Consider the following 26,835-nt stretch of genomic DNA (forward strand, 5'->3'; position numbering starts at 1 on the left):
CCATACCATAGCCTGTTATTGCTAACATTTTGAGACGATTATGCGTTATGCCGATATCAGTGGCTGGGGCAAATGCCTACCTCCCGCCATACTCAGTAACAACGACCTATCTAGCCTGCTGGATACCAATGATGAGTGGATTACCTCCCGCACCGGCATGAAAGAGCGCCGTATTTCCCATGTACCCGTAAGCAGCCTCGCCACTGTAGCGGCCGCCCGTGCGCTGGCTTGTGCCGGCAAGCAGGCTCTAGATGTAGAGTTGATTATTTTTGGCAGCACCACTTTTGATGAGATGTGCCCCAATGCGTCCTCTAACGTGCAAAAGCAGTTAGGCGCGACCAACGCCGCCTGCATGGATGTAAACACCGCCTGCACCAGCGGCATGTATGCGCTAAGTGTGGCTACCGCCATGATTAAAAGCGGGGTGGTTAATAACGCCATCGTGATCGGCGCTGAGGTTATCTCTACGGTAATGGATTGGAACAACCGTAATGTGGCGGTGCTATTTGGCGATGGCGCCGGGGCGTTTTATTTACAGGCCGAGGAACAAGAATCCGGCGTTATCGCTGAATCATTGGGCTGCTATGGCGAATCCCGCGAGATACTAGCGGTGAATGGCTGGGGCCTAAAAAATGCTAGTAATGGACTATTACACAGCGACATACATTGGGCTTTTGAAGGCCAAGAAATTTTTAAGAAAGCGGTTAGTGGCATGGATCAAGCTTGCCAAAAAGTGCTGGCTAAATCGGGTGTGGACGCGGCGGATATTAGCTTAGTGGTGCCGCATCAAGCTAACTTACGCATTATCGACACCTTAACAAAACGCTTGAAGTTAGATCGCGACAAAGTGTTTATCAATATACAGCGCTACGGCAATATGTCGGCCGCTACTGCACCGGTGGCACTAGTAGAAGCCATAGAAGAGGGCAGAGTTAGCCCCGGCAAGTTAGTGCTTATGCCCGCCTTTGGCGGTGGACTTACCTGGTCGGCTCATCTACTACGCTGGGGTGAGCGCACGCACAGCCTAGGTGAATCCGAGATGCAGCTGCCGCCCTGTGATAAAACCGCTTTAGAACTGATTACCCCAGACTAAGCTTTCGCCTTGTAGCTTGTAGCTTGTAGCTTAAAAATATTATTCAAAGCCATTATCCATAAGCCAAGGCGCCGCAATCTACTATAAAAAGTAGAGCGGCCTTTCTGACAATTACACAGCTTTTTCGGCTCGTATTGGTAATTTCCCCTCGTATTTTCCCCATATCTTTTGCTAAACAGCTAATGCTATATTGCTCACCCATAAATTAAATAGGTGTAGACTACAGCGTCAACTACACAAATAATAAGCACTGCCCTGGTGGCGCTAACGCCCCAATGTTTGCAGTTTTAGACTAATAACAATTCAGTTCAGGATATTATTATGGAGCATTTAGGTGCACTTACCCTTATCCCCACCCTCGTCGTACTGGTACTTGCCATTTACACCAAGCGCAGTATTGAAGCGCTAATAGCGGGCTCTGTTGTAGGCATACTGATGATCTCGCCCAGCGACCCGATAGGCTTACTGCGCGACAAATCCATAGCCGTAGTAACCGATGAAGATGTCGCATGGGTAATACTGGTCTGTGGCTTAATGGGGAGCTTGATTGCGCTGTTAATTAAAACCGGTGCCGCCACCGCCTTTACCAACAGCCTGACCCATCTTATTAAAGGCAAAAAATCCGCCCTCTTTGTCACTTGGATTTTGGGCCTCTTTCTTTTTGTGGATGACTATTTAAATTCTTTGGCGGTAGGCTCTGCCATGCGCAAGGTCACCGACCATTATAAAACGTCCCGCGAGATGCTTTCTTACGTTGTTGACTCCACCGCCGCGCCGATTAGTGTCTTAATTCCTATATCAACCTGGGCCGTTTTTTTTGGTGCATTGCTAGAAGATAATGGCCTGGCCGCAAACGGCCAAGGCGTATGGGTTTATATTCAATCCATACCTTATATGCTTTATGCTTGGATAGCCGCCATCATTGTGCCGCTAGTTATTTGGGGTAAGATTCCTTTATTCGGCGCCATGAAAAAAGCCGAAATGCGTGCCGAACAAACGGGAGTATGTGTGCCACCCGGTGCCGAGCACATAGAGCTGGCCAACCAATCCATTACCGAAAAGCCGGGTGTAAAAGCCAACCTTTGGCAGTTTGTTTTACCCATGGTGGCGTTAGTGGCTTTCACCTGGCATTACGATATAGACCTGCTAAAAGGCATATACGTTACCTTAGCGCTGACGGTGATACTCATTGTTATCCAACGCACGCTAACCGCCCATGAGGCCTTTGATACCATCATCGATGGTTTCAAAACGATGATAGAGCCACTGGCGGTATTAGTTGCTGCGTTTTTGTTGAAAGAAGTGAATGATGGCTTGGGTTTAACCCAATACATTATTGAGAGCTTGCAGCCCTATATGACTGCCCAGATATTACCCTTGGCTATTTTTCTAACTATGGGTTTAGTTTCTTTTGCTACCGGTTCCAACTGGGGCGTTTTTGTTATTATTCTGCCTATAGTCGCGGCTCTGGGTAATTCTTTAAACGCTGATATGGCGTTGGTGATAGGTGCCACCTTATCTGCCAGTACCTTTGGTAGCCATGCCTGTTTCTACTCTGATGCCACCGTGTTAACCGCTCAGGCCAGTGGTTGTACACCGTTTCAACATGCCTATACGCAGCTGCCTTATGCCTTAATTGCCGCAGCCATTACCTCGCTAGGTTATATACTGCTCATGCTCTGAAACAGCGCTTAGCTTTAGCCTACGGCCTCCCGGTAATTGAGGCCGTAGGTTTAAAGATTTATTAATCTTCAAACCAATAACGTATAGAACCGTAAGCCTTGTTCATCATAGTGACGTTTAAGGGTGAACGGAAGAAGCCCACGTAATGCCCCGCCGGATTAATAATCGCCACATTACCACTGTGATCTACCATGTAGTTTTCACCACCGCCAGGCACTTTTGCAAAGGGAATATTTAGCTGGGTAGCAAAGCGGTGTATATCTAAAAACTCACCGGTGACGCCAGTAAAATCCGAGTGAAAGAATTTTACGTATTGCTGCATTTTTTCGGGGGTATCGCGGCCTGGGTCTACCGACACCAGTATCACCTGGGTATCGTCGGCAAATTCGCTACCTTCTTGTTTATCGTAAAACTGCTTTAGCTGCGCCATAGTGGTGGGGCAAATATCCGGGCAGAAGGTAAAACCAAAAAACACCAGTGACCACTTACCTTGCAAATCCGCTGGGGTAAAAGGGCTGTTGTCGCCTTTGATTAAACTAAAATCCTCTAAGGCACGTGCTTTTTCAAAGAGGTAAGCGCCGTTATTTTTTATTTCTTCTTTGCTTAATATTGGCGTGCGAGACAAGCCTTGGATAAAAACAAATAACACAATGGCAATAAAACCTATCACTGCCGCTATGGTTATTTGGATGCCACGCAGTTGTTGGCGATTTATATTATTATCCGACATTACAATACCACCTCTACCACTCTCGTTACCGGAAACAAATAATGATCAGCCAGCATAATCAGATACAGCATCATTAAATACAAAATAGAAAACTTAAAGGTTGCCATGGGCGCATTAGGTTTTTCGCGCATAATTTGTATAGCCCAATATAAAAATATTAGCCCTAACACGCTCGCCCCTAGTAAATATAATGGCCCGCACATGCCGGTAGCAAAGGGCAATAATGTGGCCGCAATTAATACCAGGGTATACAACATAATATGATAGGCGGTGTATTTGATACCGTGGGTAACCGGCAACATGGGTATGCCTGCTTTAGCATAATCATCACGCCTATGTATGGCCAGCGCCCAAAAGTGCGGCGGCGTCCAAGCAAAAACAATTAACATTAATAATAAACCGTGGCCATCCACACTATTGGTTACTGCCACCCAACCTAGCAGTGGTGGTGCCGCACCGGGCAAGCCCCCTATCACAATATTTTGTGGCGTGGCCCGTTTTAACCACAGGGTATAAACGCCGGCATAACCTACCAGTGAGAAAAAAGTTAACCAGGCGGTAAGCTGATTGATTTGGGTTAATAATATGCCCATGCCCGTTACGGCCAACACTGCGGCAAAAATAGCGGCCCCGTTACGGCTAACCCGGCCCTGCGCCACAGGCCGATTGTGGGTGCGCGCCATAATAATATCGATACGCTGGTCGACTAAGTGATTTATCACTGCGCCGGCTGCCGCGCACAAACCTATACCAATATTACCCCACAATAATATCTGCCAAGGCACACTGCCGGGGGTAGCCATAAACATGCCGATTACCGAGGTAAGTAGCATTAAATAGACCACATTGGGTTTGGTTAACTCGTAATAATCGGCCCAGCAATGTTTGCTGTTATCGGTTGGTTGCATAGTATTTGTCATCGTGTTGGTTTTATTATCTCTATTACGAGCTAGTGGCTAGTAGGGCTAGTAGCTAAGCAGCGACTGGTTTGCAGCTTGTAGTTTAAAGTGACTAACACTAACAATAAAAAGGCGCCGCCCAAGTTATGTGCCACCGCAATGGCCAAGGGGAATTTTAAAAGAATATTACCCAAGCCTAGTAACACTTGCAGGCTTAACATAATTAGCAATATTTTTGCCATGCGCTGGGTAGCGCTGTGTGGCCCAACACGCAATAGCATAAAGGCTAACAGCACCATATAAATCGTGGTGATGATTGCCCCTATGCGATGGCTAAAGTGTATGGCAATACGCGATTCATTTTCCATAGTGCCACCCAAATAATTGGGGCCTATGGCCTGAAAAATATCGAAGCCTTGGGCAAAGTTCATGACAGGCAACCATTGGTTTTGGCAGGTAGGCAAGTCGGGGCAAGCCACCGCTGCGTAATTCGATGTAGTCCAACCACCCAACGCCACTTGGCCAGCGACTATCACTAAGCCTAATAGTGCCCATTTTTTTAAGGCGCTGACTTTTTCAAAAATATCGGCGGGTAGCTGCCAGTGTTGATTACTTAAGCGCAACGTGAGTAACCAATATAAACTAAAGGTGGCAAAGCCCCCCAGCAAATGCGCGGTAACAATTTGCGGCCACAGCTTAAGTGTTACCGTCCACATGCCAAACATGCCCTGTAAAATAATAAACCCCAACATAAATATTGGCAGTTTTAATGGCTGAGTAGGGCTGCGATATTTAACAGCTAGCGCCACTAACATAACGCTAATAAAACCTAGGGTCATGGCAAAATAGCGGTGCACCATTTCGGGCCAGGTTTTGTCGTGCTCTACTGGCGTGTCGGGGAATAGCTGATTGGCTTTTTCTACATCGCTAGCGCTATCGGGCCAAAACATATGGCCATAACAGCCCGGCCAATCCGGGCAGCCTAAACCGGCATCCGCCAAGCGGGTAAACGCCCCTAAGCCTAAAACAAAAACAGCCAACACCGTGCCTATTAAGGCCAGCTTAAATCCGGGTTTTCTTTTTTCTGCATGATCAAATAGGTTCATGGGCTCAACTTAATTTTTAATTATTATTCTACCGGCCTGCGCCGGTATGACAGTTGTCAGTCGCTAAAAATTTTTCTCTCGCACACACTACTGTCAACTGATTTTCTCTAGAGACTAGCGACTATAAACTAGCGACTGCTGCCTTATTTTATTAACCGCTTCATATCTTTAATGACGGCTTTACCCAAGTCATTAAGGGTGGTTTGCTCAAGATCTTCAGCGCTGTAATACATCATTAGCCAGCCGTTGTGGTCTACCACGTAGAAACGGTTATCGGCTAAATCTGCAGCCGCTGAGCCTGCTATTAATTTCTGTAGCTTTGTTTTATCGACATAGAGCATTTCGGTGGTGGCATAGTCTTCGGCAAACAATGCTTGCAAGGGTTCGCTTATCGTTTGATCGTAATTTAAATATAAACGTTGCACTTGTAACATGCGGCGCTCTAGAGAGTGATGGGCTTGGCGGCTAAGGTAGAGCATACGTTCGCAGCGGGCATTACATTCACCGCCGCCTATAACCACAAAGCTCCACTTCGATTCAGGCTGATGGTAATCATAGGCCTCACCATTGCTGTGCGTTAAAGGCAGATCGGCCAGCTGTATTGGTGGCGTAATTAAGGTGCCGTTATTAACCGTGCCTAGGTTTAACACTTTATTGTCGGCCATGTAGTACAGCACGGTTGAGAACAGCAACACTGCCACGGGTATGGCGACGATTGCATAGAGTACTTTCCGGCCGCCGCCTGATTTGCTTTGTGGGGCTACTGTTGATTCTGTCACGCTGCTATCTCTTTTATTGTCTTGCTTAATGTTATTAAGGTTGTACTTTACGTTGCTTATACAAAGCCCAAATATTGGTATTAGCCAAGAGCAGAATAATCACCGCCATGGCCGCTAGGCTAAACCACTGCACAGCATAGCCGGTATGCTTGCTGGGTTCTATATTCACTACCAGCCAATTGCGCTCTAACAAGCCGGCTGAGTCGGCGGCTAAGCGCACTGAGTAGGGAAACATAGCCTGCTGTAATTCTTGTTGCAAGGGCTTAATATCTAAAGCCTGTATCACTCTGGGCCACTGCCTGTTGTTATCCTGCCCTAGCTGTAACATGGCCCCCTGCGGGATATAGAGCTCGGCTATTAGCTGTTGCTGGCCGCTGGGTGGTGGTGGTATCGCTGGCAGTGTTAAACGCGCTGCATCGCCCTTAATCCAGCCGCGATTGACCCACAACCATTGCGCCTTGTCACTGCGTTCGAAAGCAGTGATCACTTCATAACCAAAACGGCCACGGTAAACTCTATTATCCAATAACAGGGTCCATTGCGGCAGGTAGGTCCCCGTGATGCTCAGGGGCTGGTAACGACTCTGCTCTGGCGGGCCTAGTTGCGCGATGGGGATAGGGGCGCTGGCCGCACGCTGGCTGTATAAGGCGTTTAGCTCTCGCTTTTGCTCGGCTCTATCCAGCTGCCAAAAACCCAGCCACAACAAAGCAGGCAACAACATCAAAGCCAGCAGCGTTGCCGGCCAGTTTATTGTTACGTTAAATGTCTGCTTAGGTTCAGCTGTAGCCATGGGAGATGCGGTATACTCTGGACAAACTTATAACGGAGAACAAAAAATGTGGTTAAAAGTTGTCATAATTATTTTATTTATTGCTCTAGTCATTAGCCTGTTTACCGGCCTTGGCTTTCTAGTTAAAGACAAGGGCGACAAACAGCAAGACGGCCTGTGGAATTCTATCAGTGTTAGACTAATAATTGCGGTTTTATTGATGGGTTTTGTCACTTATGGCGTGACTACCGGGCAATTAAAGTCGCAAGCGCCATGGGGTAAGATGCCAGTGCCGCAGGCGGCTCAGCCTGTTGTTGAATAACTCTATTGTTATTTAAGCTTTGCTGGCATCTAAATCTTTGATATCCATCTACGAAGCACCCAATTTCCCCTTAGAGGCCGCCGAGCAACGGAAGAAAATAGCGGCGCGCAGCAGGGAGGGATGTCTGAGTATTTTGAAGATTAAATATCTTCAAAATGCGAGTTCCCGACCGGCCGCTATTTTCTGAGTAGCGCAGGGAATTTGCGTAGCAAACGGCCGACAGGGGTGCATTTCTTTTGGTTCTGTTTTCTTTGTGCAAGCAAAGAAAATGAACTCGCCCAGAGGGGCGAAATCATCACACCAATATCAATCGATAATTAAAAATAACCTTTGGATGCCAGATCAATCCCGGCAGAGCCTACCCCGCGACTGTCAGGAGCGTCTTGGGTATGACAAATATTATAGGTGAGCCAAGCTCAATCAACATGAGCAGCTGGCCTAGACCTAGCCACTGTCATTCCGGCGAAAGCCGGAATCCAAATACCCACTAATCCCCCCATTGATACAGAGCAGCCATAAAAAAACGGCTGTAATTTTCATCACAGCCGTTTTTCTTTTCTCTTGTGGCTTATCGCTTGTAACTTACAGCTAAGCCCCTAAAGAATATAAACAAACAACATCAAGAATATCCACACCACATCAACAAAGTGCCAATACCACGCCGAGGCTTCAAAACCGAAGTGATCGTCTTTGGTAAAGTGGCCAGACTTCATAGAACGTAACCATTGCACGGTAAGCATAAAGGCCCCCATACAAACGTGGAAACCGTGAAAGCCGGTGAGGAAGAAGAAGGTGGTGCCGTATATGCCTGCGCCCAAAGTGAGGCCTAGCTCATGCATCGCTTCTTTATATTCCAGTACTTGGAAACCAACAAACACAAAACCCAACACTAAGGTAATACCTAGCCATAGGTTAAATTTGCCGCGCTGCTCTTCTTTTAACGCGTGATGCGCAAAATGCAAAGTTACCGATGAGCTTAATAGTAGAATCGTGTTGATTAAGGGTATGTGTGTCCAATCAACGGTGCCAGTAGCGCCCTTAAAGGTACCGTTGTTAGCGATAACTTGGCTGCCTATACCTACTGCATCTTGTGGCGTGGTGTTCATGGGCCAGTTGTATTCAAAGCCCGGCCACAATAAACCGTTCATGCGACCGCCTTCACCTTCACCACCCAGCCATGGGCCGACCAAGTTGCGCACGTAAAACAAGGTGCCGAACAACACAAAGAAGAACATGACTTCTGAAAAAATAAACCATTGCATACCTATAGCATAGGAGCGCTTTAGCTGTGCGCTGTTCATGCCCGCGCGGTTTTCTATGATGGTAGTGCGAAACCACCAAAATAATACCGCCGCAAATGCAATCAGCCCCACGGTAAAGTAGGTTGTAGAATGAGTTGCTACCTCCGGATCGCCCCATGTCATGTCGTTGATCATGCTGGCTGCGCCGAACAAAGTCAGGAACAAACTGATACTGGCGAGAAATGCCAGTGGGCTGCTCTCTGGCACGTAATAGGCCTCGTGACCGTTATTGCTTTGACCTGCCATTTTATTTCTCCGTTTTTTCTTTTCTCGTTACCGCTTTTTTACTATTTAGAAGCCGCTAACAAAAAAGACCCTTATTATTGTCATTAATAAAACTATCGCGATGCCACCGGCGATTGTTTTGCCATCTCGGTAACATCAAATATGGTGTACGACAAAGTGATGGTTTTAATGTCGGCGGGTAAATCCCTATCGACGATAAACTGCAAGGGCATGTCTGCTTCGGCACCGGCAGCCAAAGGCTGTTGGTTAAAGCAAAAACATTCGGTTTTATGAAAATACTCAGTTGCTCTACCGGGACTTAGGCTAGGTATAGCTTGTGCCACCATGCGGTAGTCGCGCGGGTTTTTCGCATAAAACACGGTACTGTTTATCGCCCCGGGGTGAACTTTAAGTTCGGTTACCGAGGGGCGAAACTGCCAGGGCATTTGGTCGTTAATAGTGGCGACAAACTGCACGGTTATCGTGCGGCTGGTATCAATACCGGCATCCACCACTTCATAACGACCACCTGTTTTGCCATTGATGCCTAGCTGCTCGCACAGCACGTCATACAAGGGCACCATCACAAAGGGCACAAAAAAGAGCATAACCACTACCGTAGCTACCAATTTGATAACGGTTTTTTTGATAGATGTTTGCTCTTTTTCGGCCATTTTCGTTTTACCTTTTGCCTTATTTCACATTGGGTGGTGTGGTAAAGGTGTGGTAGGGCGCAGGCGAGGGCAGCGTCCACTCTAAACCTTCAGCACCTTCCCATGCTTTCTCTTCTGGCGCTGGCTTACCCGCTAATATCGTACGCAGCACGTTAAACAAAAACAGTATCTGCGAGGCACCGTAAATAAAGGCGCCTATAGACGACATCATGTTGAAGTCAGAAAACTGTAAAGCATAGTCGGGGATACGACGCGGCATACCTGCCAACCCTAGGAAGTGCTGAGGGAAGAAGGTTAAGTTAAAGCCTATAAATGAGATCCAGAAATGGGCTTTACCCATGCCTTCGTCATACATTTTGCCGGTCCACTTGGGCAACCAGTAGTACACCGCTGCCGACATACTAAATACCGCACCCGCTACCATCACGTAGTGAAAGTGAGCGACCACGAAATAGCTGTCGTGGTATTGGAAATCCACTGGCGCGATAGACAACATAACGCCGGTGAAACCGCCTATGGTAAACAGGAACACAAAACCCAGGCAGAACAACATCGGCGTTTCAAAGGTCATAGACCCCTGCCACATGGTGGTAATCCAGTTAAACACCTTCACCCCCGTAGGCACCGCAATCAGCATGGTGGCGTACATAAAGAATAGCTCACCAGCTACAGGCACGCCCACCGTGTACATATGGTGTACCCATACGATAAACGATAGGAAGGCGATAGACGCGGTGGCGTACACCATGGAGTCGTAGCCAAACAACGGCTTGCGCGCAAAGGTGGGGATAATTTGCGATACCACACCAAAGGCCGGCAGGATAATAATGTATACCTCAGGGTGACCGAAGAACCAGAACACGTGCTGGAACAATACCGGATCACCGCCACCCGCCGCACTAAAGAACGAGGTGCCGAAGTGTATATCCATTAGCATCATGGTGACACAGGCCGCCAGTACTGGCATAACTGCTACCAATAAAAAGGCCGTGATCAACCAAGTCCACACAAACAATGGCATCTTCATATAGGTCATGCCGGGGGCACGCATATTCACCACTGTTGCGATGATGTTGATAGAACCCATAATGGAAGATAGCCCCATTAAGTGAACACCAAAAATGAAGAAGGTCACGCTAGGTGGCGCATAGGTGGTTGATAGTGGTGCGTAAAAGGTCCAACCGAAGTTGGGCGCGCCACCTTCCATAAACAAGGTCGAGGCCAGCATCAGGAACGTAGGCGGTAAAATCCAGAAGCTCCAGTTGTTCATGCGTGGCAGCGCCATATCAGGCGCACCTATCATCATGGGGATTAGCCAGTTAGCCAAGCCCACAAAGGCCGGCATAATGGCGCCAAACACCATTACCAAGCCGTGCATGGTGGTCATTTGGTTAAAAAAGGCAGGGTCGACAATTTGTATACCCGGCTGGAATAGCTCAGCACGAATAATCATAGCGAAAGCACCGCCAAGAATAAACATGGAAAAACTAAACCATAGGTACATCGTCCCTATGTCTTTATGATTGGTGGTGGTGATCCAACGTGTAAAGCCTTTAGCAGGCCCGTGATGTGCACTCATAGTGGCCTCCTATTTACCTAGTTTGAAGTTGTAGACGTCTATGGGTTGTACCACATCGCCCATATTGTTACCGAAGGCATTACGCTGGTAGGTAATAACCGCCGCCATATCAACATCATTTATTTGACCGCCGAAGGCTTGCATCGCTGTACCCGGCACGCCGTTAATAGCAACATCAAAGTGACCCGCTAAGGCGCCTGTGGCTATGGCACTGCCGGCAATGGCTTTACCCACACCGCCTTCACCATTAGTACCGTGGCAAGCTGCGCAGCTTTTATCGTATACCGCTTTGCCCGTTGCCATTTGTTCATCCAGGCTAAAATTTTTGCTCATCAGCGCTTTGATTTCGGCGGACTGGGCTTTTTTCTCGCTCAGCCAGGTTTGGTATTCGGCCTCTTCCACCACGTTTACCACGATGGGCATAAAGCCGTGATCTTTACCACATAGCTCAGCACACTGGCCGCGGTAAACACCGGTTTTAATAGGTTTAGACCACGTTTCGTTAATAAAACCGGGGATGGCATCGCGCTTAACCGCTAGCGCCGGTACCCACCAGGAGTGGATAACATCGTTAGCCGTCACCAAAAAACGCACTTTTTTGTTGACCGGAAGCACCATAGGCTCATCTACTTCTAATAAGTAGTGCTGACCTTTGGCATCTTCGTTATAAATTTCATTTTTGCCGGTGCGGAGGTTACTGAAAAAGGAGACATTATCACCGTTAGGGTCCATGTACTCGTATTTCCATTTCCACTGATAGCCTGTAATCATCACATCTAAATCGGCATCGTCGGTGTCATACACCTCTAACAACGTTGTAGTAGCGGGGAAGGCAATCACTATCAGGATGATGAAAGGCACTATGGTCCACGCTATCTCAACCGTGGTGCTTTCATGGAAATCCGCAGGCTTGGCGCCCAGTGATTTACGATGAGTAAGTATTGAATACAACATCAGCCCAAAAACCACTACGCCTATCCACACACAGATCCAAAAAACCGTCATGTGTAAGTCGTAAATTTTTGCACCGAGTTCGGTAACGCCTGGCGTGAGGTTAGTCTGCCAGCGCTGAGCTTCTTCAGCCCACGCAGCTGTACCCAGCATGCTGAGTATCATCAGCACAGGACTAAGCGCCAGCTTTGAGAGCCGCTTCGCTTGTAAATGCATCTCCCGTGTCTCCATTTTATTGTTAATATTGTTCGGTACTCGCCAAACCAATAGGCAATAAAATAATAGCTATGGCACTAAACACACTAGGCCTTGCTACTTTGTTAGCTAAACGCTATGCGCATCACTAACCACCAATTAAGAGATTAAACTGCAATCGCTTGTGAAATTAGTGTCTTCTTGTTGTTATTGGACGACTAAAAAACCACTGTAGTAACCGCGGAAGCTTAGCTCCACGAGTAACCGAAATGCGACAAAACGCCGCGATTATAACGACCTTCTTTAGCTTAGGCCAAGTCAAACCTAGCAAATATCTGATTAAAGTACATGCAAAGCGATAAATATTTATTCAAACGGGCTTAAAAATAGACAGATATGCCATATAACAAAACACTAAACCACAAGATATGGGCTTTAGCTTGGCCAATAATTATTTCTAATCTTTCTATCCCGTTATTGGGTTTAGTTGATACCGCCATCTTGGGCCACCTAGATTCTGCTCACTATTTAGCCGCTGTGGCGGTAGGCAGCAGCGTTTTAACATTCTTATATTGGGGTTTTGGGTTTTTACGCATGGGCACTACCGGTTTTGCCGCGCAAGCCTATGGCACAAAAAACCACCAAGCTAGCCGCCAACTGGCCGCACAAAGCTTATTGATGGGCGCGGTTATCGGCATTGCCCTGCTTCTCACCAGCCCCTGGCTATTACAGCTGGGCTTATCGTTAATAGAGGCCCCCGCCAACGCACAAGCCTTGGCGCTAAGCTACACCCAAATTCGTATTTTCAGTGCCCCCGCCGTGTTGATTAACTACGGCATAATCGGCTGGCTGATAGGCCATCAAAACACCCGCTGGCCGCTGCTGATTATGCTGCTAACCAATGCCAGCAATATCCTGTTAGACCTGTGGTTTGTTATAGGCCTAAAACTCAACAGTGACGGCGCTGCTTGGGCCACCCTCATCGCTGAGTATCTAGGGTGCGGCTTGGCCCTCTATGCGCTTAAGCGGCAACTAGGCCCTATGAGCGGCGCATTACAGTGGCCACCCCTACTGCAGTGGCATAACTACCAAGCGCTGCTTAAGGTTAACCGTCACCTGTTTGTGCGCACCTTAGCGCTGCTGGCCAGCTTTGCTTTTTTTACCGCCCAAGGCGCACAACAGGGTGAAATTATTCTGGCGGCCAATGCCATCTTAATGCAGCTGGTGATGTTATCTTCCTATGGCATGGATGGTTTTGCGCACGCCTCAGAGGCACTAGTGGGTGATGCCGTAGGCCAGCGCAACCATCGCCAATTTATCGCCAGCTGCCGGGGCTGTGCTTTCTGGGCGGCGTTATCGGCGCTGTTATTCAGCCTCGCGTTTTACTTCTTGGGTGAACACTTACTGCCGCTGTTTAGCAACATAGATGCCGTGGTCCATAGTGCAAAGCAATATTTCCCCTGGGTCATAGCCCTGCCCCTGCTTGCTGTAGCCAGCTATTGCTTAGACGGTATTTTTATCGGTGCCTCGCAATCGCAAGCCATGCAATACTCCATGCTATTTTCTTGTTTTCTCGTTTATATCCCCTGTTGGTATTTCAGCCAACACTGGGGCAACCACGGCCTATGGTTTGCCTTTGCGGCATTCAACCTCACTCGCGGCATAAGCCTGGGCTACTATTTTTATCGCTATAACAAACAGCATTATTGGTACCCAGCGCACTAAAATGAAAAAGTTTGGTATTCACTAACGTTTTTCACTAGTCATACCCACGTTTTGTACTAGCCTTAGTGGATTAAACCGTAGAACTAAATCATAGTGCCTAACCATAGTCCTTAACCATAGCACTAAAATATCATTCATTAATTTTCCCATTACCATAGAGAGGGGCCCGTGAGCATTAAGGCTATACACGAAACCATCGCTATGGCTAAAGCTCACGAAGCGAAAACCGGCCACCTAGCAAAACTGTTAGCTGAAAAAATACATCAACGTGTACACCTAGCGATTAAATTACCCCAGCAAAATCCCGAACAAAGCTTGCTAGACTTTGTGAGCGCTTATATAGAGCATGTCCCCCGTTTTTTAGAGGCGGCGCGCGCCATTACCCAGCAAGCCAATATAGGGCAATACGCAGAGCCTTATTTTAAAGTAGCTGAAAATTTCTTTTTAAAACCCCCCGAAATTGTGGCTGGCCACATAGGCTTAGATGAGTTAATGGATGAGGCGTATTTAGCCCATAGGCTAATTGAAGAAGTGAATGATCGCTTTATGGTTAAGGCTGGGATTCCCTTAGTACCCATGGATATGACGACTTCTAATTTAATTATTCACAGCTTAATAGGCGAACCTTTTGCCAACGAGCTAGACGAAGCTGTTGACTACACGGTGCAAAAATCCATGGCCAACGAGCACCTATATAAAAGCATTGAATTTATTACCTATGCTAAAAAACACAAAGCTGACCACTGGTTGATTGAACGCGAACAATGGCCCTGTTTAACCGACAACCTCGCTATAGGTTTACAGTTTGGCGGCACGTAAAGCTGAGGTTTAAAAACGATTAAGCTTAAGCCACATAAGGCAGATGAAAAAATTTATCGACTATTTTTTTACCAACCATCACCAGCCACACCGCTAACACAAAAGGTGCCGTTAATGCCGGCGCAGCCATAACGTGAAACAACTGCATAATGGCAAAGGCCAATACCGCCGCTAACAAGGGCAGCACGATACTTTTATTATAACTACCCGCTAAGGCCATAGCGGCCAGCACCGAGTTAAAACCATAAACCCCCGCCCCCGCTAACTCCTGGGAAAGGCCCAACAACATAGCCAATAACACCCCCAACATTGCCGCCACCAAAGCCCAAACAACCATCAAGCGAGAGCTAAACGCCAGTCCCAAAATAAATAGCAAACCCACTAGCCATTGATCTTGAAACATCACCTGGCCCACACCATTAATAATCGCCTTATAAATCACCAACTCGTTAGCTACGGGCCTGGCCTCCAGCAAGGGCAACCCCACAAACTGAGCAATAATTAACAGTAACCAAGTACTAATCACAAAAGGGGCGGTAAAAGGGGGCAGGGTTTTGCTGGCTAACATCAAACGCATGAGTAGGGTAGCTAACAGGCTACCTATAGCTAACATAGCCAACGCTAATGGTGTTAGCGGGAAAAAACTAAACACCGCCAAGCCCACCAAAGCGCCATTAAAACCGTAGTAGCCTTTTGCAATATGCTGATGATTAAAGCCACAACTATAAGCGGTAACTACGGCGATAATAGATGCACTCACTGCCGCTAAAAATAAGGTAAGGGAATTAACTAAAATGCCCGCAAGAAAAAACAAACCCGTTAAGCGGTTTTGCTGCAGCATGATTTGACCAAAGCCTGTTAACAGCACATCGGTACTTTGACGAAAACTCGGCAGCTTTATCATTAATGCTTACTAGCCTAAGGTTTCTTTTTAGGATCCATAATATTTACCACCGATATTTCATCTTCATGTGATAAAGGTTGCTCGCCTATTCTGGGTTGATTAACCCGGGTAGATATTTCTTCCGGCTGACCGTTCTCATTCATCGCATCGCTATAACCACAGCGTACACATTCGCGAACCTGTTGATCTTTTTCATTGCGAAACATCATTAACTTATCTAGCTCTGCACAGCGGGGGCAGACAGCGCCAGCAATGAAGCGTTTTATGGTTTTTTCTGTCATGGGGTTCTCTATGATTAATTATCGAAGTACTTTGCAGCATTTATTTCGCATTGCTAGGCGAGCTACTTTTTTCCTCACTCTCATGTATATAGAAATTTCGTATCAAAAATAAAACTATGGTACACAACTAATAACTACTTAGATGCCAACTTAAACCCTTAATGGCGCCCGATTAAAACTGCTACTGGTCCAATTTTTAGTTAAGGAATTAATCGCACTATAAAGCCGTATTATTTCGGTCTTTCTTTGCTGGCAACCACTGACTCCGTAGATTTTTGGTGCCGGCTCAAGGCCGGCAGAGCCTACCCCGCGAGCATCGCGAGTGCTCAGCGTGGCCCACGCAGTGCTTTGGCCATTGGGTACGACAAACCAGCTACGCTACTATGCCACTGTGTCGCAACAAGGCATCGGTTGTAGGTTTACGTCCACGAAAAGCCTCGAACAACTCCATGGGTTCTTTAGAGCCACCCATAGTCAAAATATTCGCCAAAAAGGACTCACCCGTTTCGGTATTAAAAATACCTTCTTCTTCAAAACGCGAAAAGGCATCGGCCGATAATACTTCTGCCCATTTGTAGCTGTAATAACCCGCGGCATAACCACCGGCAAAGATGTGGCTAAAGCCGTTTTGGAAGCGATTGAATTCGGGAGTAGGGTATACCGCCGTTTTTTTACGCACTTGGCTCAACACTTCTTGCGCCGATTGGCTATTATCGCTTTGCATGTGCAGGCTAAAATCAAATAGCGAGAACTCTATTTGCCGCATCATTTGCATACCGGATTGAAAATTTCTAGCTGCTAGCATTTTTTCTAACAATTCATCGGGTAGCGTATCACCCGTTTGGTAATGGCCAGAGATAATCGCTATGGCTTCTTTTTCCCAACACCAGTTTTCTAAAAATTGGCTGGGTAGTTCTACCGCATCCCAAGCTACGCCATTTATACCTGACACACTGGCGCAATCAATTTGGGTGAGCATATGGTGCAAGCCGTGGCCAAACTCGTGGAATAAGGTAGTGACTTCGTTATGGGTTAATAGCGAAGGAGTATCGGCGGTGGGCTGGCTAAAGTTGCAAGTTAAAAACGCCACCGGCAATTGCAGCTCGCCATTTTGTTTAATTCTACGTACTCGGCAGTCGGCCATCCAGGCACCGCCGCGTTTGTGCTGACGGGCAAAAATATCTAAATAAAATTGGGCGATTAACTGGCCATCTTTTTTAATGCTAAATAAACGCGCATCGTCGTGCCAGCTATCAAAACTTTGCTGCTCTTCTATATCTATGGCGAATAAGCGTTTAACTGTGGCAAACATACCGGCGATCACTTTATCGGCGGGAAAGTAAGGGCGCAGCTGCTCTTGCGATAAATCGTATTTGGCTAAACGCAGTTTTTCGCTGTAGTAGGGTACATCCCAAGCATTAACTTGTGCCGCACCTTGCTGCTTAGCAAAGGCCTGTAGCTCGGCAAAATCCTGTTGTGCAACGCCAAAAGAGTGTTCGGCTAAGTCGTTTAAAAAACCTAACACTTGCTCACAGCTCTCGGCCATTTTGGTGGCCAGTGAGCGTTCGGCATAGTTATTAAAACCTAATAGCTGCGCCAGCTCTTGCCGCAGCTTTAAGGTTTCGTCGATTAAAGCGCTATTATCCCACTGCTTACCATCGCCCGTTAAAGCCATGCCTAACTCGGAGGCGCGGGTGTTGTAAGCGCGATATAGCTCTTCGCGCAATGCGGCATTGTCGGCGTATTGCATGGCGGGTAAATAGGCGGGTATATCCAAGCTAATCACATAACCGCTTAGCTCTTTTGCCTCAGCCAGTTGTTGATACATAGCCAAAGCGGTATCAGGTACACCCGCTAGCTCGCTGACATCTTCTATGTGTTTGTACCAACCATGAGTGGCGTCCAACACATTATTGGAAAACTGGGTGCCCAAGTCAGCCTGGCGTTTTTTAATCGCGGCAAAGCGTTGCTTGGCCTCGCCCTCTAGTGCTATGCCCGACAAGGTAAAGTCGCGCAGGGCGTTGTTGATGGTTTTTTGTTGGGCGGTGTTAAGGCTGGCAAACTGCTCGCTGTTGGCCAGTTGCTGGTAGGCTGCAAACAAGGCTTGGTTTTGCCCCATCTCGGTGCTGTATTCGGTGAGCTTGGGCAGGCAGGCGTTATACACATCGCGCAAGGCATCGGAGTTTTTAACGCCGTTTAAGTGGCTAACCGGTGACCAAAAGTTATTCAGCGCATCATCCCACTCTTCCATAGGTGCAATTAACGTTTGCCAGGTTGGCGTTTGCTGTTCAAAGTTTGCCAGTAGTTCAGCAATGTTTTTGCGGTTGCGGCTTAGCAACTCATCCAAGGCAGGCTCTATCAGCTCAACGGCAAAATCAGAAAAGCTAGGTAGGGCGCTTTGCGCTAATAGGGCATGATAGGCAGGTGTAGACTGGGGCACGGTTCACTCTCATTGATTGCTAAAACTAAGGCCGCTATTCTACGCCAGCCACCGCAATTACTATAGGGGCAAATTGCTCACACTAGCAAGCTGACTAGACCCCCGCAGCAGCGCTATGTGAGTCGTTTAATGACTGATAGACTGAGCCACTAACACAAGCCATCCAGCAAGCACCCTCTAACATACGCAGGTTAACTATGAGCAACATACGCCCCTATAAAGGTATACACCCGGTTTTAGCTGAAGGCGTATACATAGACGAAAGCGCCGTGATTATTGGCGATGTGCACATAGGCAAAGACAGCTCTGTATGGCCACTTACCGTGATACGCGGCGACGTCAACCACTGCCGTATAGGCGAGCGCTGCAATATACAAGACGGCAGCGTCATACACCTGTCCCGCACCCGCCCCAGCAACCCCAATGGCTACCCCACTATTTTGGGTAATAACGTCAGCATAGGCCACAAAGTGATGCTGCACGGCTGCACCATAGGCAACAACGTGTTAATCGGCATGGGCGCGATTATTTTAGATGGCGCGGTGATAGAAGATGAAGTGCTAGTAGGCGCGGGCAGCATGGTTACCCAGGGTAAGCGCTTAGAGAGTGGTTATTTGTATATGGGCACACCGGCGAAAAAAATACGGCCGTTAAAAGATGGCGAGAGGGAATTGTTTACCCGCACGGCAGGGGATTATGTGGCGCTGAAGGGGGAGTATGCGTCTTAGGTGCTGGCCATACGCGTTGTGGGCCACGCTGAGCACCTGTTCTGCTCATAGGGCTCTACGAGCTAGCCTGTAACTATTTTTGTGTAACTGCTGTGTATAGCGACTATAAAGCCATCTTATTTTGATGGCCATTTCTTCTCTATATCCAGATGAGATTTTTAATTATTTTCCCAATCTATAAGTACTCTTGCCATAGACAGAAATTTCAATTAGCTAATCAAATCCACTTTCCTGTTATTTTTTACAAACTCCGTTGGAGTTGCACCAAACACCAACTTAAACTCTTGAGAAAAATTACTCATATGCCAGTAACCCAGCTCATTTGCCACATCAGAAATACTTCCCTTTTGGAGCTTGGATTTATATAAATAAGATCGGGCACGATTTAATCGGCAAAAACGAATAAATTGTTTCGGTGATAAATTCAGGTTTTTCTTAAACAGTAGCTGTAAATAACGTGGCGTCAAATTTAAACGCTCCGATAATTCCAGCACAGTCGGTGGTGAGTCCAAATTCTCAGCAATAATATCCAAGGCTTGTAATAACGGTGAGATCCTTCCTTGTAATAGGGTATTAGTCTCATTGGCCATGATTGATACCAGCAAAGGAGCGACTACCGTATCGCTTATATACTGCAGCCATTGCATAGGCTGTAATTGTATAATCGTTTCTTTAGAAAACGCACTTCTAATTTGAAGAAGTTCTTTTTGCAAAGTGTGTAACTGTTCTTCCGAAGGGTAATAGATCGTAGTCTTATGCCGAGTAGGGCAGCATACCGGGCTGTTATAACGATGTTCAAGCAAATAATGATATCGCTCATAACTGATAGTTAGAGTTACCCCTTCAAATTCATCAGGGGTAATCAGGCTGAGCGTTTCCCCAAAAGGAGTCGAAGAAATAGCCGCCCTATCTGTCTTGTAGAATAAGTAGGTTACGTGCTCAGGCGTCAACGGAATAAAAAATGAAAACCCAGGCTTGCATAGCACTGCATGATGCAAACATTTAAGTGAGTGCGAAAAAAATAAATACTCATAATCATCTGTAGAGATCACCTGTTGTCGCCCCCGCCACTGCCCAGCCGACAATTGTCCTACTTCGAGATCCCAGCCTTTGAGGGTTTCCATGTACTGATCAATATCTACGAACTTTTGGTCGCTGCTAAACAGGCCGTCATCTTCCATAAGCTTGCACATAATACCAATTACTACTCGGAAAAATAAATTTTATAGCAACAAATAATGAACAATTAAGCACTCACCGTTAAATCCCTACATTTTATGCGTGTATTTGATCATAACAAAACTATTGAGCCCCTCCTATCAAAAAAGCGAACTTCCACCAAGTTCTCTTCGGCTTAGCAATTAAACGCCATTAATAAGTTTTAAGTTCGTCTTTTTGATAGCGACAACTTACTTATTCGCTAACATAGCGAGAGGTTTTTTACAAAGTGGAATTAAATCATCATGTTATATCCAGAAACTTACTTGCTAGACCCCATCCGATTGATGTCTAATTTATGAGAAAAAGCATGATTTTAATTTCATTCATCGTCTTGGTTATTTTTGCAGGATATTCATCTCATCAATTTTATAAGACTGCACAAGCTTTAGATAAGCAAGGATTTAACCCTCCCCCAGAGCTTGCTCTACAAATAAAAAGTACCATTATTTTTGGAAGTATTTTTATTATTATTTATACACTGCTGATTTTATTTTTAATTTATAACCACACTAAAACTAAGCGTCGTTTAATTTTAAGAGACTCCGAAGAAGGCCACATTGGCGATTTACTTAAAAAAAGTGAGCGCCATTTACAGGCTATTCTTGATGGTAGTCATGACGGTATTATCAGCATTGATAATCACGGCGTCATCGAAAGCTTCAGTCTAGGAGCGAGTAAAATATTTGGTTATGATAGCTGCGAAGTTATAGGCAAAGATATTAGTGTAATCATCCTTGATGAAGAAAAAAACCAGCATAAAACGTACTTAAAAAAGGCCTCCTTAACAGGCATTAAATATTTACATAGATCCCGTCAACTCTACGGAAGACACAAGTCAGGAGCCCCAATACCCCTAGAAGTAACACTCAATAGCTATGAAGAAAATAATAAAAAAAAGTATGTTGGCGTTGTTCGTGACATTTCACATTTAGCAGTTGAACGAAATAATTTAGTTACTGCCTTACAAGATGCGGAGCTGGCTAACGAAGCCAAAAATCGTCTGCTTTCTTCAGCGAGTCACGAGTTACGCACACCCTTGAATGCAATTTTGGGATTTTCTGAGATACTATCAAAAGATAAGAAAATTATTTCAGATGATGATCATTTCAGCTACGTTCAAGATATTTATAGCAGCGCTAAACTGTTACTACAGTTAGTTAATGATGTACTGGACTATGCCAAGATCGATAGTAAAAAAATGAAACTTATAATTGATAAAGTTGAGGTTAGAGAAGTACTCCAAGAATGCCTGCGTATGCATTCTGCTGCTATCAGCGAACATAAGCTCAAATTAAAATTGTGCTGTAAAGACTCTCTATGGGCTTATGCGGACCGAGTCAGACTTAAACAGGTCATAATAAATATTATTTCCAATGCTATTAAATTTAATAAAGAACGTGGACTAGTCACTGTTGATGTAAGTATAGAAAACAAACAATACGTGATTATCAGTATTGCTGATACCGGAATGGGGATTTCTGAAAATAGGATTACTGATTTGTTCGAACCCTTCAGCCGCCTACATGACCTTAATATTCACATTGATGGTAGCGGTATCGGGCTATCTTTAAGTAAGAATTTGATCGAAAAAATGAACGGCGAAATCAGCTATCAAAACAACCCACTAGGCGGCTCAATATTTTATATTAAGATACCTCTTGCCAAAAACCCCATCATTGAAATTCCGCTAAAACAATCCCTCAGGAAAATTGAATGGGATCATCTAGACGTCCTCTATATTGAAGACAATAACGTCAACATTAGGCTTATGGAGAGGATGTTGTCCCGTATCGGTGTCAATATTAACGCGGTTCAAAGTGCTGAACTTGCCTACCAATACTTAGAATCACATAAACCCAATATTATTTTAATGGACATTAATCTGCCAGGTGATTGCGGACATACTGCGGCTAAAAAAATTCTAGCAATGAGTGATTTTACTCATACACCGATTCTAGCCGTCAGTGCTTCAATTGATGAAATGAACAATGCCAGAGACATTTTTTTCGATGTAATTGGAAAGCCATTTAAATCTGAAGAGTTATACCTAGCACTACAAAAAGCTAGTGACTCTGCCATACAAAAACAAAACGCTTAAGCATAATAAAAACCCTAGCCATCAATTTTATCATTAAAAAATCAGGAGCTATCAATGCCGAGAAATCCAACGATCACTAATATTGAAAGACGGTTTGGTGCAAGTGCCAACATTCTTTCAACGACAGACATCAAAAGTAATATCTCTTATATTAGTGAAGATTTTGTTGATATCAGTGGATTTCCTGAAGACGAACTACTAACCAAACCCCATAATATTATCCGCCATCCTTCTATGCCCTCTGCTGCATTTAGTGACCTCTGGGTCAATCTAACTAAAGGCAGATCCTGGATGGGCTTGGTTAAAAACCGTTGCAAAAATGGAGATCATTATTGGGTGGATGCATATGCTACCCCTATTATGGAACAGGGTGTTGCCATTGAGTATCAATCAGTAAGAACACTTCCTGACCGAGCCTATGTCGATAGGGCCTCAAAACTCTATGATAAAATCAACAGCAACCAAGCCCCTTCGTTTCTAAAGCGAAAGTATCTGGATTTACGCATCAAGGTAATACTGGCTATATTTTCCAGCTATTTTTTAAGTGCGGCGGTATTAATTCTATTTTTTGAAAGCGGCATGATTTTATCGTTAGTAATAGCCACTGTAGCCTCTACGCTGACCAGTGCAGGTTTACTTTGCTTGTTATCTCCTTTGCAACAAGTTTTCGCTCGTGCTCGCGCTATTACCGATGATCCTCTTGCTATGCATATTTACACCGGTAGGCACGACGAGGCCGGTCAGGTATTGCTAGCAATGAAATCCTTAGAATCAGAAGCAGGTGCCGTTATTGGCCGAATCGCCAACTATTCACAGCAGCTCTCCGGCAACACCTGCGAAATGATCAAAGCTGTGCGCAATAATGTTACTGAAATACAAAAAATGTATAACGAAACTGACCAAGTCGCGACGGCGGTGCACGAAATGTCGGCAACAATAATGGAGGTTGCACGAAATGCGCAAAATACGTCTGATGCGGCCAATGAAGCAAAGGAAGGGGCCGATCACAGCAAGGCGATCGTCAATACCACCGCCGAGGTCATTGCCGATTTATCTGAGGAGGTTGCCAATGCCAGCGCTGTTATTCAGCAAGTTGAGGCCAGCAGCGAAGCCATCACCGGCGTTATTGATGTGATTCGCTCTGTGGCCGAACAAACCAACTTACTGGCGCTTAATGCAGCCATTGAAGCGGCCCGTGCTGGTGAGCAAGGTCGCGGTTTTGCCGTGGTAGCTGATGAGGTGCGCTCTTTAGCTAACCGCACTCATGAATCGACCGAGGAGATCATGAATACCATCGAAGCTCTGCAAAGCGGAGCAAGAAAAGCCGTTAGCTGCATGCAAAAGGCTTCTGACCGAGCGGTTACCGGATCTGACCATGCACAACAAGCCGCCGATGCCATTGAAAAAATTAATGGCAAGATTACCCAAATTAGTGATATGAGCACACAAATCGCCGCTGCTGTTGAAGAGCAAGGGATGGTATCTGAAGATATCAACCAAAATATTGTCAGGGTTAAAGATTACGCCGACGCAGTGATGGAAAGTTCAAAAAATAGTGACCGACTATGCTGTACTACCGGCGCTTATATCGATCAACTCATTCGCTTAGGCGATCAATTTTGGTCTAATCGGCGGGGCTGAATCACCCACCAGTTTAAACTTTGTTGGGAACATTTTAATCGTAGACAGTTGACAAAATAAAATTGCCGACGATGCTCTCTGCAGTATGCGCATTGTAAACAGTGACTCCTACCTTTCTAGCGACTAACCACTAATGCCTAGCGACTTTTAGCCCTCCAACTGCGCCCGTATAGCGTCTATCACTTCCCGCGTTTTAGGCCTCACTCCGCGCCAGATGCAAAACGACTCCGCGGCTTGCTCTACCAGCATGCCTAAACCATCGGCCACAGCCCAGGCCATATTTTCGGCGGCCCAGTGCATGAAGGTGGTGGGCTCGGCGCTGTACATCATGTCGTAGCAGCAGGCCCCGTCGCTGAGTACGTTGGTTTCTAAGGGCGGTAACTCGCCCGCTAAGCTGGCGCTAGTGCCGTTGATAATTAAATCGAATTGATTGCCGTGCAGGGCTTCGTAACTGCAACCGCGTATGTCGCCGTATTCGGCAAAGTCTTGGGCCAGTTTTTGAGCTTTGCCTACGGTGCGATTGGCAACAACTATTAACGACGGTTTTTGTTTGGCGAGTGGCTCTATCACGCCGCGCACGGCACCACCGGCACCTAATAATAAAATGCGCTTACCTTCTATTTGCCAACCTAGGTTGTGCTGCATGTCGCGCACCATGCCGGCGCCGTCGGTGTTGTCGCCATAGATTTTACCATCGCCTTGCAATGCCAATGTGTTTACCGCACCCGCCAAACGCGCTCTGTCGCTAAGCTGTTGAGCAAATTCGTAAGCATCCAGCTTAAAGGGCAGGGTGATGTTTAAACCTTTGCCGCCATTATCAAAAAAACTTTGCGCCGCGTCGGAAAATTTACCCAGCTCGACCTGATGGCTGCGATACACCATGTGCTCACCGGTTTGCTCGGCGAACAGTTTGTGTATTTGCGGTGATTTGCTGTGTTTAATCGGGTTGCCGTAAACGGCGTACTTATCCGTAATATCCATAAAATCGTCTAATTATTTAGGCCCAATCATGTGGGCGCAGGTAGTGGCTAGTTAGTTGCTCTTCCGGGCTGCCAGGCTCTGGCTGCCACTGATATTCCCAGCGTACTAAGGGCGGTAGCGACATGAGTATAGACTCGGTGCGGCCGCCACTTTGTAAACCAAAGATGGTGCCGCGATCGTAGACTAGATTAAATTCGACATAGCGGCCACGGCGATACAGTTGAAACGCGCGCTGCTGCTCGTTAAAAGGTAGTGCTTGCCGGCGCTCGACTATGGGCTGGTAAGCCGCTACATAGGAGTTGCCCACGGCCTGCATAAAAGCAAAGTTATGGGCGAAATCGCCATCGTTGAGGTCGTCAAAAAACAAGCCTCCTATGCCGCGCTGCTCGTCGCGGTGGGGCAGGTAAAAGTAGTCATCACACCACTTTTTATACTTGGGGTATAGCGCTTCGCCAAAGGGCTGGCAGGCGGCTTTGGCGGTTTGGTGCCAGTGCTGGCAGTCCTCATCAAAACCGTAATAGGGGGTAAGGTCATAGCCGCCACCAAACCACCACACTGGCTCTTCACCTTCTTTTTCGGCGATAAAAAAGCGTACGTTGGCGTGGCTGGTAGGCACCATGGGGTTGTTGGGATGCATCACCAGCGATACCCCCATGGCCTGATAGCTGCGGCCTGCCAGTTCGGGGCGATTAGCAGTGGCCGAGGCGGGCATTTTACTGCCCTGCACATGGGAGAAGTTAACCCCACCTTTTTCAAACACTAGACCGTCGGTAAGCACCCGCGAGCGGCCACTGCCCAGCTCACGCTGCCAACTGTCTTCAACAAAACTCGCACCGCCATCTACGGCCTCTAGGCTTTGGCAGATGCTATCTTGCAGGTCTAGCAGGTAGGTTTTTACGGCATTGATATCGACGGGGTTCATAGTTTATCCTGTAGCAGCTTAGCCTTGGCGCAATACCTGGCCGCTAATTAAGTCTCTAATTTCACTAGGGCGGCTGGCGTCGCCTACCTGCCCAGGTAACAAATAATCTAAAGCATCGCCCAGTTGTTCCTGCACTTGCCAGGCATGTATCGGCGCCGGTTGGCCGGTGATATTAGCCGAGCTAGAAACAACCGGGCCGCCAAAGGCCTGGCATAGCTCCACCACCTGTTTGTGAGCGCTAACTCTTAGTGCAACGGAGCTATGCTGGCCCTTAATAAATGCAGGCACATGCTTATTCGCAGGTACTAAATAGGTATAAGGGCCGGGCCAATGTTGATTTAAGGTCTCGCGGTGCTGCGCAGATAGGCCCTCTAAAAAAGGCTCAAATTGCTTGATAGACGCCGCTACCAAAATCAAGCCCTTGGCGGGGTCGCGCTGCTTAAGCTGCAATAGGCGCTCAACAGCTTGCGCATTAAACGGATTGCAGCCCAGCCCCCATACCGCCTCGGTAGGATAAGCCACCACGCCACCGCGATGTAAAACATCAACCGCTGTTTGTAGTTGCAGGGTATAGGGCACGGAACAACCTTAGCTAAAATAAAGCGCGAAACTACCCAAGTTGGGGGGGGAATGCAAGGGGGGGCTGCCCCTTTGGGGCAGCTGCAAGCCGTAAGCTTCAAGTTATAAGAAAACGATAGTCGATAGTCGATAGTCGATAGTCGATAGTCGATAGTCGATAGTCGATAGTCGATAGTCGATAGTCGATAGT

General features: G+C 46.7%; 24 protein-coding genes. 8 read left to right on the forward strand and 16 right to left on the reverse strand.

Annotation, left to right across the window (positions count from 1 at the left end):
• Nucleotides 1-40: 40 nt before the first annotated feature.
• Together B067_RS19570 and B067_RS0103295 are read left to right on the forward strand one after the other, a co-directional pair.
• Nucleotides 41-1,093: a ketoacyl-ACP synthase III gene (locus B067_RS19570; protein ID WP_019528627.1), complete on the forward strand. Its 1,053-nt coding sequence runs from the start codon at nt 41-43 to the stop codon at nt 1,091-1,093.
• A gap of 321 nt (nt 1,094-1,414) precedes the next feature.
• Nucleotides 1,415-2,776 (forward strand): Na+/H+ antiporter NhaC family protein, encoded by a 1,362-nt coding sequence (locus tag B067_RS0103295; protein ID WP_019528628.1) that lies wholly within the window; start codon nt 1,415-1,417, stop codon nt 2,774-2,776.
• A 61-nt stretch (nt 2,777-2,837) separates the two neighbouring features.
• On the opposite strand, the gene B067_RS0103300 is transcribed toward B067_RS0103295, so the two are convergent.
• The 5 genes from B067_RS0103300 to B067_RS0103320 all read right to left on the reverse strand — a co-directional run bounded on the left by B067_RS0103300 (nt 2,838) and on the right by B067_RS0103320 (nt 7,080).
• Nucleotides 2,838-3,506: an SCO family protein gene (locus B067_RS0103300; protein ID WP_019528629.1), complete on the reverse strand. Its 669-nt coding sequence runs from the start codon at nt 3,504-3,506 to the stop codon at nt 2,838-2,840.
• Nucleotides 3,506-4,426, reverse strand: coding sequence for a heme o synthase (cyoE, locus tag B067_RS0103305; RefSeq protein ID WP_020700269.1), 921 nt, complete (start codon nt 4,424-4,426; stop codon nt 3,506-3,508). The genes B067_RS0103300 and cyoE overlap by 1 nt, the downstream gene beginning before the upstream one ends.
• Before the next feature lie 29 nt (nt 4,427-4,455).
• Nucleotides 4,456-5,511 (reverse strand): COX15/CtaA family protein, encoded by a 1,056-nt coding sequence (locus B067_RS0103310; protein WP_019528631.1) that lies wholly within the window; start codon nt 5,509-5,511, stop codon nt 4,456-4,458.
• A gap of 143 nt (nt 5,512-5,654) precedes the next feature.
• A complete protein-coding gene (locus B067_RS0103315) occupies nt 5,655-6,290 on the reverse strand; it encodes a hypothetical protein (protein WP_019528632.1) in 636 nt (211 codons plus the stop codon).
• A 34-nt stretch (nt 6,291-6,324) separates the two neighbouring features.
• On the reverse strand, nt 6,325-7,080 hold the full coding sequence (locus tag B067_RS0103320; RefSeq protein WP_019528633.1) for an SURF1 family protein: 756 nt from the start codon (nt 7,078-7,080) through the stop codon (nt 6,325-6,327).
• A 46-nt stretch (nt 7,081-7,126) separates the two neighbouring features.
• Between B067_RS0103320 and B067_RS0103325 the strand changes: the two genes are divergently transcribed.
• Complete coding sequence (locus B067_RS0103325) at nt 7,127-7,381, forward strand: DUF2909 domain-containing protein (RefSeq protein WP_026244376.1); 255 nt, start codon at nt 7,127-7,129, stop codon at nt 7,379-7,381.
• A 596-nt stretch (nt 7,382-7,977) separates the two neighbouring features.
• Here B067_RS0103325 and B067_RS0103330 read toward each other — a convergent pair.
• From B067_RS0103330 to coxB, 4 genes are all read right to left on the reverse strand, one after another.
• Nucleotides 7,978-8,928 carry a cytochrome c oxidase subunit 3 gene (locus B067_RS0103330; RefSeq protein ID WP_019528635.1) on the reverse strand — a complete coding sequence of 317 codons (951 nt, stop codon included), beginning with the start codon at nt 8,926-8,928 and terminating at the stop codon, nt 7,978-7,980.
• Nucleotides 8,929-9,020: 92 nt separating this feature from the next.
• On the reverse strand, nt 9,021-9,581 hold the full coding sequence (locus tag B067_RS0103335) for a cytochrome c oxidase assembly protein (protein WP_019528636.1): 561 nt from the start codon (nt 9,579-9,581) through the stop codon (nt 9,021-9,023).
• A gap of 19 nt (nt 9,582-9,600) precedes the next feature.
• Nucleotides 9,601-11,160 carry a cytochrome c oxidase subunit I gene (gene ctaD, locus B067_RS0103340; RefSeq protein ID WP_019528637.1) on the reverse strand — a complete coding sequence of 520 codons (1,560 nt, stop codon included), beginning with the start codon at nt 11,158-11,160 and terminating at the stop codon, nt 9,601-9,603.
• A gap of 9 nt (nt 11,161-11,169) precedes the next feature.
• Nucleotides 11,170-12,327: a cytochrome c oxidase subunit II gene (gene coxB, locus B067_RS0103345; RefSeq protein WP_019528638.1), complete on the reverse strand. Its 1,158-nt coding sequence runs from the start codon at nt 12,325-12,327 to the stop codon at nt 11,170-11,172.
• A gap of 375 nt (nt 12,328-12,702) precedes the next feature.
• Between coxB and B067_RS0103350 the strand changes: the two genes are divergently transcribed.
• Both B067_RS0103350 and B067_RS0103355 read left to right on the forward strand, forming a co-directional pair.
• Nucleotides 12,703-14,031 carry an MATE family efflux transporter gene (locus tag B067_RS0103350; RefSeq protein WP_019528639.1) on the forward strand — a complete coding sequence of 443 codons (1,329 nt, stop codon included), beginning with the start codon at nt 12,703-12,705 and terminating at the stop codon, nt 14,029-14,031.
• Nucleotides 14,032-14,199: 168 nt separating this feature from the next.
• On the forward strand, nt 14,200-14,850 hold the full coding sequence (locus B067_RS0103355; RefSeq protein WP_019528640.1) for a hypothetical protein: 651 nt from the start codon (nt 14,200-14,202) through the stop codon (nt 14,848-14,850).
• Nucleotides 14,851-14,875: 25 nt separating this feature from the next.
• Here the strand turns inward: B067_RS0103355 and B067_RS0103360 are convergent, their stop codons facing one another.
• The 3 genes from B067_RS0103360 to prlC all read right to left on the reverse strand — a co-directional run bounded on the left by B067_RS0103360 (nt 14,876) and on the right by prlC (nt 18,475).
• Entirely contained in the window at nt 14,876-15,754 is an 879-nt protein-coding gene (locus B067_RS0103360) for an urea transporter (RefSeq protein ID WP_019528641.1), read from the reverse strand.
• Between the two features lie 14 nt (nt 15,755-15,768).
• The gene (locus tag B067_RS0103365; RefSeq protein ID WP_019528642.1) at nt 15,769-16,035 is read right to left on the reverse strand and encodes a YheV family putative zinc ribbon protein; all 267 of its coding nucleotides are present in this window, start codon (nt 16,033-16,035) and stop codon (nt 15,769-15,771) included.
• A 373-nt stretch (nt 16,036-16,408) separates the two neighbouring features.
• Nucleotides 16,409-18,475: an oligopeptidase A gene (gene prlC / locus B067_RS0103370; RefSeq protein ID WP_019528643.1), complete on the reverse strand. Its 2,067-nt coding sequence runs from the start codon at nt 18,473-18,475 to the stop codon at nt 16,409-16,411.
• A gap of 197 nt (nt 18,476-18,672) precedes the next feature.
• Between prlC and B067_RS0103375 the strand changes: the two genes are divergently transcribed.
• Entirely contained in the window at nt 18,673-19,203 is a 531-nt protein-coding gene (locus B067_RS0103375) for a gamma carbonic anhydrase family protein (protein ID WP_019528644.1), read from the forward strand.
• A 209-nt stretch (nt 19,204-19,412) separates the two neighbouring features.
• Here the strand turns inward: B067_RS0103375 and B067_RS0103380 are convergent, their stop codons facing one another.
• The gene (locus B067_RS0103380; protein WP_019528645.1) at nt 19,413-20,384 is read right to left on the reverse strand and encodes a helix-turn-helix domain-containing protein; all 972 of its coding nucleotides are present in this window, start codon (nt 20,382-20,384) and stop codon (nt 19,413-19,415) included.
• A gap of 347 nt (nt 20,385-20,731) precedes the next feature.
• Here B067_RS0103380 and B067_RS0103385 point away from each other — a divergent pair, with 347 nt between their 5' ends.
• Together B067_RS0103385 and B067_RS19575 are read left to right on the forward strand one after the other, a co-directional pair.
• Entirely contained in the window at nt 20,732-22,522 is a 1,791-nt protein-coding gene (locus B067_RS0103385) for a hybrid sensor histidine kinase/response regulator (protein WP_019528646.1), read from the forward strand.
• 54 nt (nt 22,523-22,576) lie between these two features.
• Nucleotides 22,577-24,163, forward strand: coding sequence for a methyl-accepting chemotaxis protein (locus B067_RS19575; protein WP_083921349.1), 1,587 nt, complete (start codon nt 22,577-22,579; stop codon nt 24,161-24,163).
• A 147-nt stretch (nt 24,164-24,310) separates the two neighbouring features.
• On the opposite strand, the gene aroE is transcribed toward B067_RS19575, so the two are convergent.
• The 3 genes from aroE to tsaC are packed head-to-tail and all read right to left on the reverse strand — an operon-like array spanning nt 24,311 to nt 26,645.
• The gene (aroE, locus tag B067_RS0103395; RefSeq protein ID WP_019528648.1) at nt 24,311-25,144 is read right to left on the reverse strand and encodes a shikimate dehydrogenase; all 834 of its coding nucleotides are present in this window, start codon (nt 25,142-25,144) and stop codon (nt 24,311-24,313) included.
• Between the two features lie 16 nt (nt 25,145-25,160).
• Nucleotides 25,161-26,066 (reverse strand): oxygen-dependent coproporphyrinogen oxidase, encoded by a 906-nt coding sequence (hemF, locus tag B067_RS0103400; protein ID WP_019528649.1) that lies wholly within the window; start codon nt 26,064-26,066, stop codon nt 25,161-25,163.
• A gap of 18 nt (nt 26,067-26,084) precedes the next feature.
• Entirely contained in the window at nt 26,085-26,645 is a 561-nt protein-coding gene (gene tsaC / locus B067_RS0103405) for an L-threonylcarbamoyladenylate synthase type 1 TsaC (RefSeq protein WP_019528650.1), read from the reverse strand.
• Nucleotides 26,646-26,835 lie beyond the last annotated feature (190 nt).

The organism is Dasania marina DSM 21967, assembly GCF_000373485.1.
Taxonomy (GTDB): Bacteria; Pseudomonadota; Gammaproteobacteria; order Pseudomonadales; family Dasaniaceae; genus Dasania; species Dasania marina.

What these genes read in the sequence shown, in the direction of transcription:
- B067_RS19570 (WP_019528627.1), top strand. Translation starts at nt 41, where the DNA reads ATGCGTTATGCCGATATCAGTGGCTGGGGCAAATGCCTACCTCCCGCC.
- B067_RS0103295 (WP_019528628.1), top strand. Translation starts at nt 1,415, where the DNA reads ATGGAGCATTTAGGTGCACTTACCCTTATCCCCACCCTCGTCGTACTG.
- B067_RS0103300 (WP_019528629.1), bottom strand. Translation starts at nt 3,506, where the DNA reads ATGTCGGATAATAATATAAATCGCCAACAACTGCGTGGCATCCAAATA.
- cyoE (WP_020700269.1), bottom strand. Translation starts at nt 4,426, where the DNA reads ATGACAAATACTATGCAACCAACCGATAACAGCAAACATTGCTGGGCC.
- B067_RS0103310 (WP_019528631.1), bottom strand. Translation starts at nt 5,511, where the DNA reads ATGAACCTATTTGATCATGCAGAAAAAAGAAAACCCGGATTTAAGCTG.
- B067_RS0103320 (WP_019528633.1), bottom strand. Translation starts at nt 7,080, where the DNA reads ATGGCTACAGCTGAACCTAAGCAGACATTTAACGTAACAATAAACTGG.
- B067_RS0103325 (WP_026244376.1), top strand. Translation starts at nt 7,127, where the DNA reads ATGTGGTTAAAAGTTGTCATAATTATTTTATTTATTGCTCTAGTCATT.
- B067_RS0103330 (WP_019528635.1), bottom strand. Translation starts at nt 8,928, where the DNA reads ATGGCAGGTCAAAGCAATAACGGTCACGAGGCCTATTACGTGCCAGAG.
- B067_RS0103335 (WP_019528636.1), bottom strand. Translation starts at nt 9,581, where the DNA reads ATGGCCGAAAAAGAGCAAACATCTATCAAAAAAACCGTTATCAAATTG.
- ctaD (WP_019528637.1), bottom strand. Translation starts at nt 11,160, where the DNA reads ATGAGTGCACATCACGGGCCTGCTAAAGGCTTTACACGTTGGATCACC.
- coxB (WP_019528638.1), bottom strand. Translation starts at nt 12,327, where the DNA reads ATGCATTTACAAGCGAAGCGGCTCTCAAAGCTGGCGCTTAGTCCTGTG.
- B067_RS0103350 (WP_019528639.1), top strand. Translation starts at nt 12,703, where the DNA reads ATGCCATATAACAAAACACTAAACCACAAGATATGGGCTTTAGCTTGG.
- B067_RS0103360 (WP_019528641.1), bottom strand. Translation starts at nt 15,754, where the DNA reads ATGATAAAGCTGCCGAGTTTTCGTCAAAGTACCGATGTGCTGTTAACA.
- B067_RS0103365 (WP_019528642.1), bottom strand. Translation starts at nt 16,035, where the DNA reads ATGACAGAAAAAACCATAAAACGCTTCATTGCTGGCGCTGTCTGCCCC.
- B067_RS0103375 (WP_019528644.1), top strand. Translation starts at nt 18,673, where the DNA reads ATGAGCAACATACGCCCCTATAAAGGTATACACCCGGTTTTAGCTGAA.
- B067_RS0103380 (WP_019528645.1), bottom strand. Translation starts at nt 20,384, where the DNA reads ATGGAAGATGACGGCCTGTTTAGCAGCGACCAAAAGTTCGTAGATATT.
- B067_RS0103385 (WP_019528646.1), top strand. Translation starts at nt 20,732, where the DNA reads ATGATTTTAATTTCATTCATCGTCTTGGTTATTTTTGCAGGATATTCA.
- B067_RS19575 (WP_083921349.1), top strand. Translation starts at nt 22,577, where the DNA reads ATGCCGAGAAATCCAACGATCACTAATATTGAAAGACGGTTTGGTGCA.
- aroE (WP_019528648.1), bottom strand. Translation starts at nt 25,144, where the DNA reads ATGGATATTACGGATAAGTACGCCGTTTACGGCAACCCGATTAAACAC.
- hemF (WP_019528649.1), bottom strand. Translation starts at nt 26,066, where the DNA reads ATGAACCCCGTCGATATCAATGCCGTAAAAACCTACCTGCTAGACCTG.